This is a genomic window from Vibrio sp. YT-16 (assembly GCF_033337405.1).
Classification (GTDB): Bacteria; Pseudomonadota; Gammaproteobacteria; order Enterobacterales; family Vibrionaceae; genus Vibrio; species Vibrio alginolyticus.
Window position 1 is genome coordinate 293,789 of sequence record NZ_JAWOQQ010000004.1, and the last position, 15,970, is coordinate 309,758.

The following is a 15,970-nucleotide window of genomic DNA, read 5'->3' on the forward strand; positions in this document are numbered from 1 at the left end:
CTAGTGTTTTCGAATGCTAATCAACGACTAATGCGAGCAACCTTAGTCACATTTCTGCTTTTCAATCTTTTCTATTGACTGATTGTACTTATTAAGTGCGGTATCAATTTGTTGGGGATGACTAAGCAGATCAGCGAATGCTGAACGAAGCTCGTAGTTTTTTGGGTGGTTAGTTGATTGACGGTCGCTAAATGTCTGTTTTGCAACTTCACCTAACTTATCGCTTCGGGTCGCTAACTGCTTAACGTCATGTTGCTCTAGTTTTAACCATGCTTCGATTGGCTGTTCCGTCGCAACGCGGCTAGGGTCGTTCTCTAGAAAGTAGTGAACCGCTTCGCGGTTTAATTCAAAGTGATGTTTACGTCCATCCAAGAACCATTGGCTAACTTCTTTCAGATCTGGATATTGGGTAACCGTCAAATCAACAAGATCTTGATACCACTGTAGTGAGGCATCGACGTAGCCATCGTATTTGCTAGCAAGACATTGTTGATCTGCGGCAATCGTAAAAGTTGAGCTTGTAGCGAGGAGCGCTGCAACGACAAAGCGTTTCATTCTTCTTCCTTCTGGTTGTTATCCCTTTATTAACGCAATGCACATCAGTTGATGTTTCTCCCTTCTTTCTATTTGGTCGTGACAAATCGTTGGGCTGAATGACGAAAAGAAAGAGGGGTCTTGCCAAAAAATATTGACCACTTTGACGTTAACTGGGTATTTAAATTTTTGCCGTATTGTAATGGATGTTAAAGCGAAAACCTGAGATCTAGCTAGCAAGTGATACAAAGAAAAGCATCATAACTGGTACCAATAAACTCAAAATAAAGCCGCTAACGATAGCAACAGGAACACAACGCACACCACCGGTAGTTTGAATAACGGGTAGGGTGAAGTCCATTGCTGTTGCACCGGCATAACCAATTGCGGTGCACGGATAGCTACGAATAAAGAGAGGAATGGCAACCAGTGCGACTAACTCTCTCATCAATTCAATCAAGAACGACGCGCCACCAAATACCGGACCAAAAGCGTCACCCATTAAAATACCTGCGAGTGAATACCAGCCAAAACCTGAAGCCATTGCGAGTGCTTGATAAAGAGGAAGATCCAAAAGCACCGCTGCAAGAACGCCACCAAGCATACATGTTGCGATGACAACAGCCGCAATGGCCATTCCTTGTTTATTTAATAGGATTTGACGCAGAGTAAGTCCACTATTGCGCAGCTGAATACCAATAAAAAATAGAAGTAGAAAGAGTATCCATTCGCTTGCTGTATCTACCCAACTCAAATCAATGGGTAACAGCAGGCCAACCACTAACCCTCCGCCAACGACCACGATAAGCTTAACAGACTCTAAAGCCATCGAAGATAACGGTAGTTTCTTTTGATTCTGATTGGTCTGGAGTGGAATAATTTTATCAATAATAGGCAGAGCCAACAGGTTGCAGGCACTTAGACACAAAAAAAACGTACTCGCATAGAGGAGAATACTTTGTAAGTTGCTACTTAAATTATCGAGCGCCGCTAAGCTAAGACCCATCAACGACAAAATGACGTAAATAAGGTAGGACGTTGACTGATTGATCTTCTCCAATAACGAAGATCGAGATATAGGAATTAGATACCCCACCACAAGCGGAGCGAAAATAAATAGCATCCCTGAAAACATAAAGCTCAATGATTCCTTTTTGAGATAACATCAACACGCATAAATCAAATTATCTATCGGTTGAAATTAAAGACATTTCACCACACACAGCTCAGCCTTGAGCGAATCGTTTTATCACGGATAAGGTATTATCAGAAAGCGATAAATTACAAACCGCTAGCATTGAGTACAGCACGGATTTGATCATTGAAGTCAGTATCACTCATGTTACTAAGTTCATACAAGACTTCTGCACCAGTTAAGTTGAATTCAACTTCATGTTCGTCAATGCGTTCATCGTGATTGCGGAACATCAATAAATGATGCGCAATTCTAGCGATGTCGAGATAACTCACTTCTGGTCGCGTTAACTCGTATTTTTCATTTGAGGATACTTCTCTGAAGTCGTTGTCAAACCCCCAACGCTCAAGTACCAGTTTACTTGTGGCAGAACAACGTGTTTGGAAGATCTGCAATGCAATATCTGGGTCTAAGTAATTACCCCTATCTAAGTACAAGTGGTACTCATTAATTAGGCAAAATAACCCTATATCGGCTAATAGACCGACCAATAACGCCTTTTCTTGCTCTAGATGACCATAAGTGCCTGGCTCGTGGCTACGAAACGATTGAACCAACATCACCATGACGGCACCGAGCTCACGAGATATCGCCGCACTCTTCACCAAGATGGCATTGCATTCTTTAGTGAGATTAACTGAGTGTTTAAGTTGCTCGATCGCTTGTGCGGTAACAATATCACGTACACGAAGTATTCCGAGACGAGATACCGCTGTAGTTAAGTCGTTGCAGGTGATATTTCTGCGATTGAAAATCACAGAGTTAGCGACTCGTAAAACGACCGCTGCTAATCCGGGATCTTCCAATAAACAGTTAGCAACATCGGCAATCGTGGTGTGTTCTTCGACACATAACTGCTGAATTTTAAGCACGACATCAGGAATAGGAGGTAACGAAATCTTACCCGTGGAGATGGACTGTTCTACCAGCTGAGCAAACTCGGATTCCAGTGCGTTTATAAGCTTATCTTTATTATTTGGCAGCCAAAAAAATGATAAATGTTCCATTGTGACGCTGTACTTGAGATCTTTCGTACAGTGTACCCTTACAGCGTATTCTTTATCAATTAAATGCGTATTATGTGCCCGTAATTGCCAGCGAGATCATAATGATGGCGCGTTTTAGGCATGCTATGCGTCAAAAAAATATCACCACACGAACAATAAGTGTGAAACTAATCACGTATGCAGAATTTATACTTTTTTATATGTGACCTATGTCCTAACTTATTTTTCAACGTTAAGTATGATTAAGCAAGTTGGTGAGCACAACTCACAAAAATATCGCCAACAAATCGACATTTATAATTCGCTATAAGCTGCTGTTTATCTGGTGACATCGCTAATCGGGGTAATTTATTCAGATTAAAGAGGTCAATGGACATGACAGACCAAGCTTTTTTTAAATATGTACGCACCTTCAGTGAGTACCAAAAACGTTCTATGTTCGGTGGTATTGGTTTATTCACCGATGATGCTATGTTTGCGCTTGTCAGCAATGATTGCTGCTACTTACGTGGTGGTAATGGGCTAGATGAAGTGTTTACTCAACTGAGCTGTGAGAAGTATAAGCACGTCAAAAAACAGACGACGGCAACCGTAAATTATTATGATGTAACCGATTTATTCGAATCCGGATATGTAGGGCTTGATGAACTGGTACAGAAATCAATTGAATACTCAATTAAGGAACGGAAATATCAAAAGTCCTCTGCCAGTAGACGCTTAAGAGACTTACCCAACATGCAACTAACCCTTGAACGTATGGTCAAGAAAGCCGGTGTTGATGACGTAGAAACCTTTTTAGAACTTGGACCTGTAAAAGTCTTCAACAAAGTTAAAACGGCTTACGGTAATGATGTTGATGTAAAGCTACTGTGGAAATTTGCTGGTGCAACTGATGGCGTACATTGGAAACTGATCCAAGAGCCGCGTAAAAAACAGTTATTGGCACTGTGTGACTAAGCGAAGCTGATCGCACAATGATTGACTCGTTTCGATGGAGTTAGCGGGTCGTAAAGGCAAGTGTGAAAAGCGGAAAAAGGACGTTGAAGTTTTTTACCACTTCATTGAGTTAGTCATTAAATTAGACAAAAAAACCGAGGCAGAGACCTCGGTTTTTGTTTTTTTAATTTGCTCTTTTCTTACAGCACAAATCTTAAAACTTAAAACGCGTAGTGAACATTACCTGATCACCGTAAAAATCGTTGATACGTGCTTCAGCACCCAAAGAGAAAAGCTCTGTTGAGTGGAATCGAGCGTAGGCAGAGCCAGTCCAATCGTCATCGTTATCGATAGAAACGTAGCCGACTTTGCCGCCTACTTCTAATTGAGGGCCCAACCATTGACGAACACCTAAGTTAAGCTCCATACCAACATCTGTGCTGCTCTCATTCGAAGGTTGCACAACGCGCATTAGCATTTCACCAGTAAGATCTGCCCAGTTGTTTAGCGGAGAATGGAAGCCAAAGCCTGCAGCTGAGTCAAAATCACTTTCAAACTCAGAGTCAATACGAGCAATCACATGCGCGTTCGGGTGAATTGATTTGCTGAATCCAGCACCAAATGTCACAGGACTTGCGCCAATACGTGCTTCGAAATAGTCGTAGCTAAAGTTGCTCATAGTTGCTGGCGCATTGCGATCGTTTGCAGCTAGGGCATGGCTTGATGCCACTAGTAAGGCAGCGGCTAATAGTGTTTTACGCATAACTAACGATAAACCTTGTTCATTATTTCCATGGATTCAAGCAACCACTTGAACCGTAATCTGATTTGTCCGACATCATAATAAAAAGGAAGGTCGACGACCAACAAAAATGTGTCGATGTTTTGTCAATTAACTTAATAGTTCCTTGGTTTAAGCAAAAACTACGCCATATACGTAGTGTCCGAGAATTTCACTCGGACAAGTAACGATGTTTTTCTAACCTCGTTCGACTATGCGAGGTTAGGTGGTGCAATGAGCATCGTTGAGTTCAAGTTAGAACCAAACACTTTATTACTCGCCAAAGCTTGCTCTTCTTTCTGCCATGGCGTTGAGGATTGCCTCAGAATCAAGGGTTTGAGTCCAGGATAGCAGGTTATCATCATTCTCAATCACAAACGCGGTAAGCTGAGACACGATTGCCTTTCTCAATGCTTCGCCTTTCCAAGGTTTGGCAATGTAATAATCGAGACTCGCGTTATTTACGGCTTCTACGGTGTCTTCCAAACCGGCTTGTCCTGTGAGTAAAACTTTGCGCGCTGCTTTTGTGTCACCATTTTGACTGAGTTCGATTAAGAAGCTGATCCCAGTTTGTTCCGGCATAATGTGGTCACATAAAATGAGCGCAAGCTGAACTTCTTCTTCCGCCATTTCCTCGATCACTTGCCTTGCTTCAGTGACTGATTCCGCTCCCTCGACAATAAAATGTTCCTCAAAGGGAGCGAGATCCTGGAGCACGCTATCCAAGACTTCTCGTTCGTCATCGACACATAAAATTAAATACTTGGTCATATTTCATCTCCTTTTTCGATGACTGGTAACCAGACTGTCATTCGTGTGAACTTGTCGAGCTCTGATTCGACGTCAATCCATCCCTTATGTGCTGTCACGATTTGCTGGCAGATGGACAGCCCAATGCCTAAGCCAAAATTACCTTCTTTTTTTGTGGTGAAGTTCAGCTCGAAAATGGCGTCTCTTTGCGACTCAGGAATACCATATCCATTATCTTCAAATGAGATAACGGCATAATGTGTATGCTCTTTTTCTACAAGGCGTGTTTGTATGTTTAACACACCTTTCTCAGGAAATGCGTCAATGGCGTTAGAGACCAAGTTCGTCCACACCTGTTGGAGTGCGATCGGTTGACAAAGGATGGAAGGCAAGTTTGCATAGTCGGTTGAAACTTGGTGCATTTTTAATTTGTTCTCGAAAATCACCAAGGTGTCTTCAATACCCTCATGAATATCGGCATAGTGCAGGGTTTCATCATTTGACCGAGCATATCCTTTCAGGCTTTTTACCATATCAGCAATTCGTGCTGCACAGACATTAATTGAGCGAAGTGTGGAACCTGCTTTGTGGTATTGCTCAAGTGTATTGAGGGCATGATAAGACGCTTGCTGCTTTCTCGTTAGTTGGGTAAGTAGCTCGTGATCGGATTCTAAACCAAGGCTCACCACTTTCTTAGCTAGTGCTCTGTCTGGAAGTGTATGGCTAAGCGCTTTTACGCGTGATCTGAGCTCGGCGGTTGAAGCGGGTTTTGAGGTTTGCGCTTTGCTCAGTAATTCAATGCCTTTGCTTTGTATATCGGAACTGGGCGCATCGTTAAGTAATCGTTCTAGCGTATGCGTTAAATTCTCTACGCCCCTTAATATCGCGGCTACTGGATTGTTTAGTTCGTGTGCCACTCCCGCAACCAATTGACCAAGCATCGCCATTTTTTCTCTTTCAATGAGCTGCTGGTGGGCTGATTCTAAAGATTCGAGCGTTTTTTGAAGTTGCAGTTTGGTGTTGATGCTTCTTTGCAATCGGCGGTTGAAGTGGCGTAAGAGCAAGTTTGTAAAAAGAGGCAGTAAGTTTGAGTCGCTTTGCATCACTTTATTGAATACGTTGCGATCGAGTTTGATAACTTCTGTTTTGGTTAGTGTCAGAGCTGTCGAGAAAGAACATTCCCCAGTAACAAACGACATGCCTCCGACAATATTCCCTTTGTTATGGCGTACAACCTCTCGCTGCATGCCTTGCTCATCGCGCTTGTACAGAGCCACTTCACCTTCGGTGATAAACCACAAAAAGCAATTTGGCTCGCCTTCCACGGTTAATAAGTGTTCAGGTGAGTATGTACGGCACGCTCTTGTTTCGTCATTATCTTTAAAAAATTGCTGGAGAGCGGAGATCACTTGCTCGGCTAACTCGGCATCAGACATCGAGTGGTAGTCGTGTAAGAATCCGGCTTGATAATGGCTCATCTGGTTATTGATGTGCGCTCGCAACAAGCTGTGATGATCCAATATCTGACTGTAACTTAGCAGGTCTTCTTTGCCATTTCGCAAGATAAATTGGGTCAGCTCTTTTTGCACTGTGTTAAATAAGACGTGATCTGGCAAAGGTTTAGTGAGGCAGTGGTCGAGCCTGCCCTCATTAACGGCAGTGAGAATTGCCTCTATATCAGACGAGCAGCTAATAAGAATTTTTCTTGCTTGCTCGGTATGTGGCATCCGGTCTAAACCAATAAGAAAATCCACGCCGTTAAAATGAGCGTGATGGCTCGCTATAACTAAAGCAACAGTCTGTTCTCTTTCTTCTAGATACTCTAAAGCGCTTTGAGCCTCTTCTATCGATTCGACAGAAAAAATATCAAACTTACTTGAGAAGGCAGACAGCTCCAATCGAAACTGTTCAGCACTGATTGGGTTGTTGTCGAGACACAACACAGCATAACGATTCACAGATGTTTTAGCTCCGGTTAAAACTTCGCCACGCAAACTTTAACAATAAAAGGACATGATGAGTGGGAGCCAAGTATGATTCCTGATTAATGGACTAGAATAAGCATCAATAGTCTGATTTGTCTCAATGTTTTCTCCGCAGGTGGTTTGGGGTAGACTGACCGAAAATATCTAATAAGTGACGTTATGCAAAATCTTAAAAAAATCGGCGCCATTGGTGGTGCTATCTCATTAGCACTGTGTTGGCCATTGGCTGTCGGACAAATTGGTCAGTCCATCATTGAAGATGGTATTACCAATATGAATGATGAAATGATTAAAGGCGAAGTGGTCGAGTATCAGCGTGGCTATTTGTCTTCAGTCGTGCTGACTCGTTATTCAGTTGTTGATCCTGAGCTTAAAACGCAGTTAGAGCGTGATGGTATGCCAACGACGTTTGACGTAACCAGTGATGTTAGCCACGGTCTAACAAGCCTAACAGCAGATTCAAAATTGGTGGACAATGACTTTTTGCCTCTCACGATGCATAGCCAGACTCAACTAAATGGCAATACAGCATTTATCCTCGACCTAAACAGTTGGCATTATCGTAACGAAGCGCAAGGTGTTTCTGTTTCTACAAGCCCTGCAAAAGTAACAGGTGATGTTACGGTATTGGGTGATCTCAATTACCAAGTTTCCGTTCCTTCTGTTCAAGTGGATTTTGAAAACGGTGAAGAGCTTCATCTGAATGCATTGACAGGGCAAGGTAAAGGAAAGCAAGCAAAAGGCTACTGGTTAGGCGAGCAATCTTTCTCTCTAGAGAAGCTAGATGTGGTTGATGCGAACTTAACGCCTGTCTTTTTGATTGAAAATGCGAGCTACCGTGGTAACACTACGATGAGTGAGTCTGGTGATAAGCTGAACAGTCAATTAAACCTAGATGCTAAGAAACTACGTTTAACTGATGGGACGGATGTCGATAACTTTAAGTTGGATTTCTCAATTGCAGATGTGGATAGCCAGTCTTTTGATCAAATTATGTCTATCTATCAAAGCTCTCCTATGTTAGATGAGCAGGAAATTGCGAATTTATTGCCGCATGTCGATACGCTGTTTAGCAAAGGTTTTGATTTATCCGTGAACGAGCTTTCACTCGCGTTCGGTGACGGCAAGTTCCACAACGAGTGGCAACTATCCATCCCTGAAGGTACTAAGCATATTACTCAAGATCCAATGAAGTTGGTGACGGCCACTACTGGTGAACTTAGCACTTACTTCTCTGATGAATTAGTAACGCATTACCCATTTATTCAAGAAGGGATTGATGAGCTCCTTATTATGGAGTTGATCGAAAAAGTAGAGGGCGGTTATCAATTAAAAGCAGAAATTGGTGAAGGCAAATTGAAGTTCGAAAATGGGCATGAGTTCCCATTGGTGGCTCTACTTATGCCTGCTTTGATGCAGCAACAGTAATTCGTGTTGTTGCGAATTTGTTCCAATTCAACGCTTAGTCTTTAAAAAGAGGTCGTAAGACCTCTTTTCTTGTTTTTATCACTGCAAAAACGTGATATTAATTTCGTAATATTTACATAGCAGGAGCAATGAGCATCATGGAACAAAATACGGACAACGTATTTAACTTCAGTGCAGGACCAGCAGGTCTGCCTAAAGCAGTTATGCAGCAAGCACAACAGGAACTAATCGATTGGCAAGGCCTTGGTACTTCGGTCATGGAAATCAGCCACCGAAGCAAAGAGTTCATCAAAGTTGCAGAAGAAGCCGAGCAGGATTTACGTGATCTTCTGAATATTCCGGACAACTATAAAGTGCTGTTCTGCCAAGGTGGTGCTCGTGCTCAGTTTGCTGCTGTTCCTCTAAACTTACTTGGTGATGCCGATACGGCAACTTACATCGATGGTGGTTATTGGGCTGAAAGCGCGGTAGCTGAAGCGAAAAAATACTGCGAACCAGACGTGTTTGATGCAAAAACAGAAATCAACGGGAAAGTCGCGGTTCTACCTGCAAGTGAATGGAAAATTGCTCCAGAAGCGGCTTACGTTCACTTCTGTCCAAATGAGACCATTGATGGTATTGAGATTAACGATCTTCCTATCACCGACAAACCGATTGTTGCTGACATGTCTTCGACAATTCTTTCTCGTGAAATCGATGTGTCTAAATACGGTGTGATTTACGCGGGCGCTCAGAAAAATATTGGTCCTTCCGGCATTGCTATTGCTATCGTGCGCGATGATTTATTAGGTATGGCGAAGCAGGTACTACCAAGTATTTTGGATTACACTGTTTTGGCAGAAAAAGAATCAATGTTCAACACGCCACCAACATTTGCATGGTACTTGTCTGGTCTTGTTTTCAAATGGCTGAAGGCACAGGGTGGAGTAAAAGCGATTGAGCAAGTGAACCGCGCTAAAGCCGCGCTACTGTATGATTACATCGATCAGTCTGATTTCTACCGTAATGGCGTGCACTCAGCAAACCGTTCTTTGATGAACGTGCCATTTCAACTTGCTAAGCCTGAACTGGATGCAACCTTCCTTGAGCTAGCAGACTCTAAAGGGCTGAAAGCGCTAAAAGGTCACCGAGCAGTTGGTGGTATGCGAGCATCCATTTATAACGCAATGCCGCTTGAAGGCGTTCAAGCGTTAGTAGACTTCATGCAAGAGTTTGAGAAAAACTACGCGTAAGCTCAAACTGATAGTTGTTCTCCAAAGCGTCGCTATTGCGGCGCTTTTGTTTATCTCAACTCACATCATTCCAGGAAGGTAAAATGACCAAGGCAAATATTGAAGCGCTGACTAAGCAGTTCCCACTCTTGGCAGCACTTATTGATCTTGAAGAGGTTTGTTGGTTTAACCCCCATATCACTTCCTTGGAGGAAGGCTTACCTCATGTCGGGTTAGATGAAAAAGATATTCAAGCGGCGAGTGAACGGCTAGCACGATTTGCGCCCTATTTGATGAAAGCGTTTCCCGAAACGGAAACGTCGCGTGGCGTTATTGAGTCCGCAGTGGTGGATATTCCCAATATGAAAGTGCGTTTGGAGCAGCAATACGACACACCAATATTGGGCCATTTAATGCTCAAAAAAGACAGTCATTTGCCAATTTCTGGTTCGATCAAAGCGAGAGGTGGTATTTATGAAGTGCTCACTCATGCAGAAAAGTTGGCGTTTGAAGCCGGCTTGCTCTGTGAAAGCGATGATTACAGCAAATTGTTCAGCAATGAGTTTCGGCAGTTTTTTAAGCAGTACAGTATTGCAGTTGGCTCAACCGGCAATCTTGGTATGTCCATCGGTATCATGAGTGCGAAGCTGGGTTTTTCAGTTTCAGTCCACATGTCTGCGGATGCGCGGGAATGGAAGAAAAATAAGCTCCGGTCACATGGTGTTAATGTCGTAGAGCACCAAGAAGATTATGGTATTGCTGTCGCGCAAGGTCGTAAAGAGGCAGAAAAAGATCCCAACTGTTTCTTTATCGATGATGAAAACTCACGGACGCTGTTTCTAGGTTACTCTGTTGCGGGTGAGCGTCTTAAGCAGCAATTTGATGACTTGGGAATCGTTGTTGATGAGCATCATCCATTGTTTGTTTATCTTCCTTGTGGTGTTGGCGGCGGGCCTGGTGGCGTGGCATTTGGCTTGAAGGTAGCGTTTGGCGAGCATGTCCATTGTATTTTCGCGGAGCCAACGCACTCCCCGTGCATGCTGTTGGGCGTACATACAGGCTTGCATGACGATATTTCGGTACAAGATTTGGGTATCGATAACATCACCGCCGCTGATGGCTTGGCAGTCGGGCGTGCCTCGGGATTTGTCGGAAGAGCGATGGAAAGGCTACTTGATGGTTTTTACACCATTGATGACGCTCGTATGTATCACCACTTGGGTGAGTTAAGTGAACTGGAAGGTATTAATCTAGAGCCTTCTGCATTAGCCGGTATGATTGGGGCAGTGCACGTCTCGAATAACCATGCTTATCAGTCTCAAATGAAATTTGACGAAGAAAAACTCAAAAACGTAACACATCTTGTTTGGGCAACTGGTGGGGGCATGGTTCCGGAAGATGAAATGGCGGCTTATCTCAAAAAATCTGGTCGGTAAATCAGCACTGTATACGTGCTTAATTAGGTAACTAATTAATACAGGAATAACAAAAGGGCTCATCGTTTGATGAGCCCTTCTCGTCACTGAAAATCGAATTATAGAGATTGTAATAGCTGGTAGTAACGACCTTTTTGAGCGAGTAGCGTTGGATGGTCGCCTTGTTCGATGATCTCACCTTGTTCCATCAAACAGATGCTATCCATACTTTCTAACTCTATCAGTCGGTGTGTAATGAATACTACTGTCTTATTAGCAAAGTGTTCATTGAAAAGCGCCATCACTTTTTGTTCCGTACGCTTATCGAGGCCTTCAGTCGGTTCATCTAAGAGTAGGATTGGGGCATCACGTAGCAATGCTCGAGCAATGCCGATTCGACGTTTCTCACCGCCAGATAACTGACGACCGCCGTCGCCTAACCAAGCGTCTAACCCCGGCTCTTCAAGAAGTCCGCCAAGCTCGACTTTTTGTAAAATAGTAGACAGTTGCTCATCACTTGCATCCGGAGCGGCCATGAGTAAGTTGTCACGTAGTGTCCCGTTTAGTACATCTACGCGTTGACTGATCACAGTCATTGCTGATCGCAGGTCCGACTCGCTCCAATCTTGCAGTTTTGTACCACCGATTCGAACTTCACCTTGGTTAACATCCCAGTAGCGGCAAAGAAGCTGAATCAGTGTTGATTTACCTGAACCTGTTTGACCTACAATTGCAGTTTTAGTGCCCAACGGTAGTGAGAGTGACAAGTCTTTCAGCACCTTTTGCTGACCGTCAGGGTAAGTAAAATCTATGTTGTCGAATTCAATGTCTAACGTTGTGTCTTTATGTTTCGACTGCTCAGGGAAGACAACGTCAGGTTCAGCCAAAATTACTTCATTTAAACGACGAGCAGAGGTCAACGTTTGACCGAGATACTGGAATGCGCCCGCGATAGGCATCAGAATCTCAAAGCTCGCCATGGTTGCAAACGCAAACAGCGCAATCCAAGGATCGGGAGCACGACCACCTACGCCGTCTGCAGCAAACCAAAGCATCACAACCAGTGTAATGCCGTTCACCAGCATAAGCAGGCCTGAAGCCATGCCCGTTAAGTTCGCGTTCACAAATTGGTTAGACAGCAACTGCTTCTGCTTCTCTAGAATGAGATTACGATAACGTTCTTCTGCTCCAAAGATACTCAGTTCGCTGTAGCCTTGAAGCCAGTCCAGTGTCGCCACTCGCAATTGCGCTTTATGATGAGTGAGATTCTCGCCATTGTTTTTACCCAGTTTATAGAACAGCACTGGCCATACAAACAACATGACGGTAAGAATCGAGCCAAGCAGTAGGGCGAGATGCCAATCAAAGAACGCTAGGACAGCCGTTAAACTCATTATGCCAAAAATACCAATCACGACAGGGCTGATAAGTCGAAGGTATACGTGATCCATCGCATCTACGTCCGCTACTAGACGGTTGAGCAGATCGGCATCACGCATCGTAGAAACACGACCCGGAATCAGTGGTGCAAGTTTCTTAAAGAAGAAGATACGTAGATCGGTAAGCAGCTTGAACGTTGCATTGTGGCTAACGACACGTTCTCCCCATCGACCTGCGGTTCGAGCCATTGCAGCGCCGCGTACCCCGGCACCTGGTAACATGTAGTTGAAGGTCTCACGAGCAACCGTCAAGCCTGCCACCGCTGCGGCTGAAATAAACCAACCTGATAGCGTTAATAAGCCAATAGATGCCGCTAAGGTCAGAAATGCCAGTAGCATACCTAGCGAAAGACCAAACCAGTGTTTCTTATAGAGTTTTAGATAAGGGAGTAAATCACGCATCTAAGTTCCCCTTGTCTGTTTCACGTTGTGCGAGGTTCGCTTCCAACATGTCTTTAAATAAGCCATCTTCTGTCGACAGTGTGGCGTAATCACCACGTTGAACAATCTGGCCGTCCTGCATAACAAGAATTTGCGATACGTTTTGTAAAGGCGCAAGTTGGTGAGTAATCATCAAATTCGTTGTGGCATGCGCATACTTGTTAATGCCTTCCATCACGAGTTTTTCACTGCGAGCATCTAAGCTTGCGGTTGGTTCATCTAATAACCAAAAACGACCATTTTGTAGCATGGCGCGAGCCAGTGCTAAACGCTGCGCTTGGCCGACAGATAAACCACCAGAACGATCAGATATCGGATAATCCAACCCATGCATTTCAACAAATTCAGCAGCGTGAGAGTCATTCAACACAGAATGTACGTCTGCATCCTGAACATTGTGCTTACCTAGTGTGATGTTATCTCGAATGCTACCGTGTAATAGCATCGGGTTTTGACCAATCCAGCTTACTGCCTCTCGCCATGTGGCTAGATCAAGTTGCGACAATTCACAACCATTAATCTTCAAGCTACCTTGATAAGGCATGAAACCGAGGATGGTGTTTACCAAGCTTGTTTTACCTGCGCCACTTGGTCCAACTAAAGCCGTACTTTTGTTGGCTTCAAGAGAGAAGGATAGGGGACCTGCGAGCTGCTTACCTTCCGGACTAAAAATGGTTAACTGGTTCGCTTCAATATGGATAGGGCTGTTTTTATCTAACGCTTGGGTACCATCTTTGATTTGATCGACTTCCAAATCCAGAAACTCGACAATGCTTTCTGCTGCCCCAACCGCTTGCTGTTTCGCATGATAGAACGTGCCCAAATCACGTAATGGCTGATAAAACTCTGGAGCAAGAATCAGAATGAACAAACCAGCAAAGAGCGTAACACCTGTGCCGTAGTAGCCGAAGTCCAGCTCCCCGATATAACTAAAGCCAAAGTAGACAGCGGTAATTGCGATAGAAATGGAAGTGAAAAACTCTAACACCGCAGAAGACAGAAACGCGATTTTCAGAACGTCCATGGTACGAGTACGAAAGACTTCTGAAGCACCCTTTAGCGTCTCAGTTTCAGATTTTGTTCTATCGAATAAGCGAATGGTTGTCATTGCTTGCAAGCGGTCATAAAAGTGACCCGACAAACGCTGCATCGCTTTAAAGTTTTTACGGTTTGCTTCTGCGGCTTTCATCCCAACCAGTGCCATGAAAATAGGCACTAGTGGTGCAGTGACCAGGAAGATCAAGCCTGCTGCCCAGTTTACTGGGAATACGACAACCAAAATGATGAAAGGCACTAGTACCGATAATGACATTTGAGGCAAGTAGCGTGAGAAGAAATCTTGCATATCTTCTACCTGCTCTAAGATGAGCGTTGCCCAACTGCCAGCAGGTTTGCCTTTGATGTAAGCTGGCCCAAGCTTATGAACTTTATCTAAAATGAGTTGGCGAATATAAACTCGAATTTGCTCCCCGCAACGGTAACCGGCAAGCTCTCGACCCCAGGTACAAGCAGCTCGACCGATAACCGTGCCACCGAGCCCAACAAAATGCCAAATGAGCTCGGCTTTGTCGACTTGGTCAATGATTAACTGGTGCAGAATGGAGGCGAGCAGGGCTGCTTGAGCCAATAAAAACACGCTTGAAAGTACGCCTAGGCCTATCGCAATCATAAGCCAGCGCTTGGCTAACTTACTTTGTTGCTTCAGCCACTTATTCAAGCTGCTTTGCTTTTTCTTATCCATCGTGAAGGCTTAATGATAATTGTTTTAATGAGGCGGTAGTATACAAAAGAAAACCCAGCGGGAATACCGCTGGGCTTTAAGGATATGACACAAATGTGAAAAGTTATTTGTCACCAAGTGAGTCTAAGAAACGTTCAGCATCTAATGCAGCCATACAACCTGTACCTGCAGAGGTGATCGCTTGACGGTAGTTGTGGTCCATTACGTCGCCAGCTGCAAATACACCTTCGATACTAGTTTGTGTTGCGTTGCCTTCAAGACCTGATTGAACGATGATGTAGCCATCTTTCATGTCTACTTGGCCTTCAAAGATTTGTGTGTTTGGCTGGTGACCAATTGCGATGAATGCACCCATTACATCGATATCTTCTGTCGCACCGCTGTTCACGTCTTTAATGCGGACGCCCGTTACGCCCATATCGTCACCCAGTACTTCATCGAGAGTGCGATCGGTATGAAGAACGATATTACCGCTTTCAACTTTATCCATCAGACGTTTCACAAGGATCTTCTCTGCGCGGAATGAATCGCGGCGGTGGATCAGGTGAACTTCTGACGCAATGTTAGATAGGTATAGCGCTTCTTCAACAGCCGTGTTACCACCGCCCACAACTGCAACTTTCTGATTACGGTAGAAGAAACCGTCACAGGTTGCACAAGCAGAAACGCCGCGACCTTTAAATGCTTCTTCAGACTCAAGGCCAAGGTATTTTGCTGATGCGCCGGTAGATATGATTAAGGCATCACAAGTGTACTCACCTGAGTCGCCTTTTAAACGAAATGGGCGTTGTGATAGCTCTACTTCATTGATGTGATCAAATACGATTTCAGTTTCGAAACGCTCGGCGTGTTCTTTCATGCGATCCATCAATGCTGGACCTGTCAGTCCCTCAGCATCGCCTGGCCAGTTTTCAACTTCAGTTGTGGTGGTTAGCTGACCACCTTGTTGCATTCCCGTCACAAGCACAGGGTTTAAGTTTGCACGCGCTGCGTAGACGGCAGCTGTGTATCCTGCAGGACCAGAACCAAGAATTAATAATTTACAGTGTTTTACGTCGCTCATTATGGCTCCAAAAAGGGCGTAACATTTCCCTCGATTGTATGGAA

Annotated in this window: 13 protein-coding genes; 4 read left to right on the forward strand and 9 right to left on the reverse strand. The window is 44.1% G+C overall.

The genetic code is table 11. The features are described 5' to 3' along the window. Nucleotides 1–42: 42 nt before the first annotated feature. From R7F07_RS09725 to R7F07_RS09735, 3 genes are all read right to left on the reverse strand, one after another. On the reverse strand, nucleotides 43–555 hold the full coding sequence (locus tag R7F07_RS09725) for a hypothetical protein (RefSeq protein ID WP_025766848.1): 513 nt from the start codon (nucleotides 553–555) through the stop codon (nucleotides 43–45). A 208-nt stretch (nucleotides 556–763) separates the two neighbouring features. After that, nucleotides 764–1,669 carry a lysine exporter LysO family protein gene (locus R7F07_RS09730; RefSeq protein ID WP_005378011.1) on the reverse strand — a complete coding sequence of 302 codons (906 nt, stop codon included), beginning with the start codon at nucleotides 1,667–1,669 and terminating at the stop codon, nucleotides 764–766. 146 nt (nucleotides 1,670–1,815) lie between these two features. Beyond that, the gene (locus R7F07_RS09735; protein ID WP_025766846.1) at nucleotides 1,816–2,736 is read right to left on the reverse strand and encodes an HDOD domain-containing protein; all 921 of its coding nucleotides are present in this window, start codon (nucleotides 2,734–2,736) and stop codon (nucleotides 1,816–1,818) included. 369 nt (nucleotides 2,737–3,105) lie between these two features. Between R7F07_RS09735 and R7F07_RS09740 the strand changes: the two genes are divergently transcribed. Next, the gene (locus R7F07_RS09740) at nucleotides 3,106–3,693 is read left to right on the forward strand and encodes a TfoX/Sxy family DNA transformation protein (RefSeq protein WP_005378007.1); all 588 of its coding nucleotides are present in this window, start codon (nucleotides 3,106–3,108) and stop codon (nucleotides 3,691–3,693) included. Nucleotides 3,694–3,886: 193 nt separating this feature from the next. Here R7F07_RS09740 and R7F07_RS09745 read toward each other — a convergent pair whose 3' ends face one another. The 3 genes from R7F07_RS09745 to R7F07_RS09755 all read right to left on the reverse strand — a co-directional run bounded on the left by R7F07_RS09745 (nucleotide 3,887) and on the right by R7F07_RS09755 (nucleotide 7,161). Then, nucleotides 3,887–4,435, reverse strand: a complete 549-nt coding sequence (locus R7F07_RS09745) for a hypothetical protein (RefSeq protein WP_005378006.1) — start codon at nucleotides 4,433–4,435, stop codon at nucleotides 3,887–3,889. Nucleotides 4,436–4,726: 291 nt separating this feature from the next. After that, nucleotides 4,727–5,224, reverse strand: coding sequence for a response regulator (locus R7F07_RS09750; protein ID WP_047100727.1), 498 nt, complete (start codon nucleotides 5,222–5,224; stop codon nucleotides 4,727–4,729). After that, nucleotides 5,221–7,161 (reverse strand): ATP-binding protein, encoded by a 1,941-nt coding sequence (locus tag R7F07_RS09755; protein ID WP_064376435.1) that lies wholly within the window; start codon nucleotides 7,159–7,161, stop codon nucleotides 5,221–5,223. The genes R7F07_RS09750 and R7F07_RS09755 overlap by 4 nt, the downstream gene beginning before the upstream one ends. A gap of 186 nt (nucleotides 7,162–7,347) precedes the next feature. On the opposite strand from R7F07_RS09755, the gene R7F07_RS09760 reads away from it, so the two are divergent. From R7F07_RS09760 to R7F07_RS09770, 3 genes are all read left to right on the forward strand, one after another. After that, a complete protein-coding gene (locus tag R7F07_RS09760; RefSeq protein ID WP_064376425.1) occupies nucleotides 7,348–8,616 on the forward strand; it encodes a DUF945 family protein in 1,269 nt (422 codons plus the stop codon). Nucleotides 8,617–8,753: 137 nt separating this feature from the next. Next, entirely contained in the window at nucleotides 8,754–9,848 is a 1,095-nt protein-coding gene (gene serC, locus R7F07_RS09765; protein ID WP_005378000.1) for a 3-phosphoserine/phosphohydroxythreonine transaminase, read from the forward strand. Between the two features lie 83 nt (nucleotides 9,849–9,931). Then, nucleotides 9,932–11,263, forward strand: a complete 1,332-nt coding sequence (locus R7F07_RS09770; RefSeq protein ID WP_171342720.1) for a D-serine ammonia-lyase — start codon at nucleotides 9,932–9,934, stop codon at nucleotides 11,261–11,263. 98 nt (nucleotides 11,264–11,361) lie between these two features. Here R7F07_RS09770 and cydC read toward each other — a convergent pair whose 3' ends face one another. The 3 genes from cydC to trxB form a co-directional block, all read right to left on the reverse strand. Next, nucleotides 11,362–13,083, reverse strand: a complete 1,722-nt coding sequence (gene cydC, locus R7F07_RS09775) for a heme ABC transporter ATP-binding protein/permease CydC (protein WP_171342719.1) — start codon at nucleotides 13,081–13,083, stop codon at nucleotides 11,362–11,364. Further along, a complete protein-coding gene (gene cydD / locus R7F07_RS09780; RefSeq protein ID WP_042521981.1) occupies nucleotides 13,076–14,863 on the reverse strand; it encodes a heme ABC transporter permease/ATP-binding protein CydD in 1,788 nt (595 codons plus the stop codon). Before cydD ends, cydC begins: the two co-directional genes overlap by 8 nt. A gap of 103 nt (nucleotides 14,864–14,966) precedes the next feature. Continuing rightward, nucleotides 14,967–15,926 (reverse strand): thioredoxin-disulfide reductase, encoded by a 960-nt coding sequence (gene trxB / locus R7F07_RS09785; protein WP_005377991.1) that lies wholly within the window; start codon nucleotides 15,924–15,926, stop codon nucleotides 14,967–14,969. Nucleotides 15,927–15,970 lie beyond the last annotated feature (44 nt).

Coding starts and splice junctions, on each gene's coding strand:
- R7F07_RS09725 (WP_025766848.1), bottom strand. CDS start 555: ATGAAACGCTTTGTCGTTGCAGCGCTCCTCGCTACAAGCTCAACTTTT.
- R7F07_RS09730 (WP_005378011.1), bottom strand. CDS start 1,669: ATGTTTTCAGGGATGCTATTTATTTTCGCTCCGCTTGTGGTGGGGTAT.
- R7F07_RS09735 (WP_025766846.1), bottom strand. CDS start 2,736: ATGGAACATTTATCATTTTTTTGGCTGCCAAATAATAAAGATAAGCTT.
- R7F07_RS09740 (WP_005378007.1), top strand. CDS start 3,106: ATGGACATGACAGACCAAGCTTTTTTTAAATATGTACGCACCTTCAGT.
- R7F07_RS09745 (WP_005378006.1), bottom strand. CDS start 4,435: ATGCGTAAAACACTATTAGCCGCTGCCTTACTAGTGGCATCAAGCCAT.
- R7F07_RS09750 (WP_047100727.1), bottom strand. CDS start 5,224: ATGACCAAGTATTTAATTTTATGTGTCGATGACGAACGAGAAGTCTTG.
- R7F07_RS09760 (WP_064376425.1), top strand. CDS start 7,348: ATGCAAAATCTTAAAAAAATCGGCGCCATTGGTGGTGCTATCTCATTA.
- serC (WP_005378000.1), top strand. CDS start 8,754: ATGGAACAAAATACGGACAACGTATTTAACTTCAGTGCAGGACCAGCA.
- R7F07_RS09770 (WP_171342720.1), top strand. CDS start 9,932: ATGACCAAGGCAAATATTGAAGCGCTGACTAAGCAGTTCCCACTCTTG.
- cydC (WP_171342719.1), bottom strand. CDS start 13,083: ATGCGTGATTTACTCCCTTATCTAAAACTCTATAAGAAACACTGGTTT.
- cydD (WP_042521981.1), bottom strand. CDS start 14,863: ATGGATAAGAAAAAGCAAAGCAGCTTGAATAAGTGGCTGAAGCAACAA.
- trxB (WP_005377991.1), bottom strand. CDS start 15,926: ATGAGCGACGTAAAACACTGTAAATTATTAATTCTTGGTTCTGGTCCT.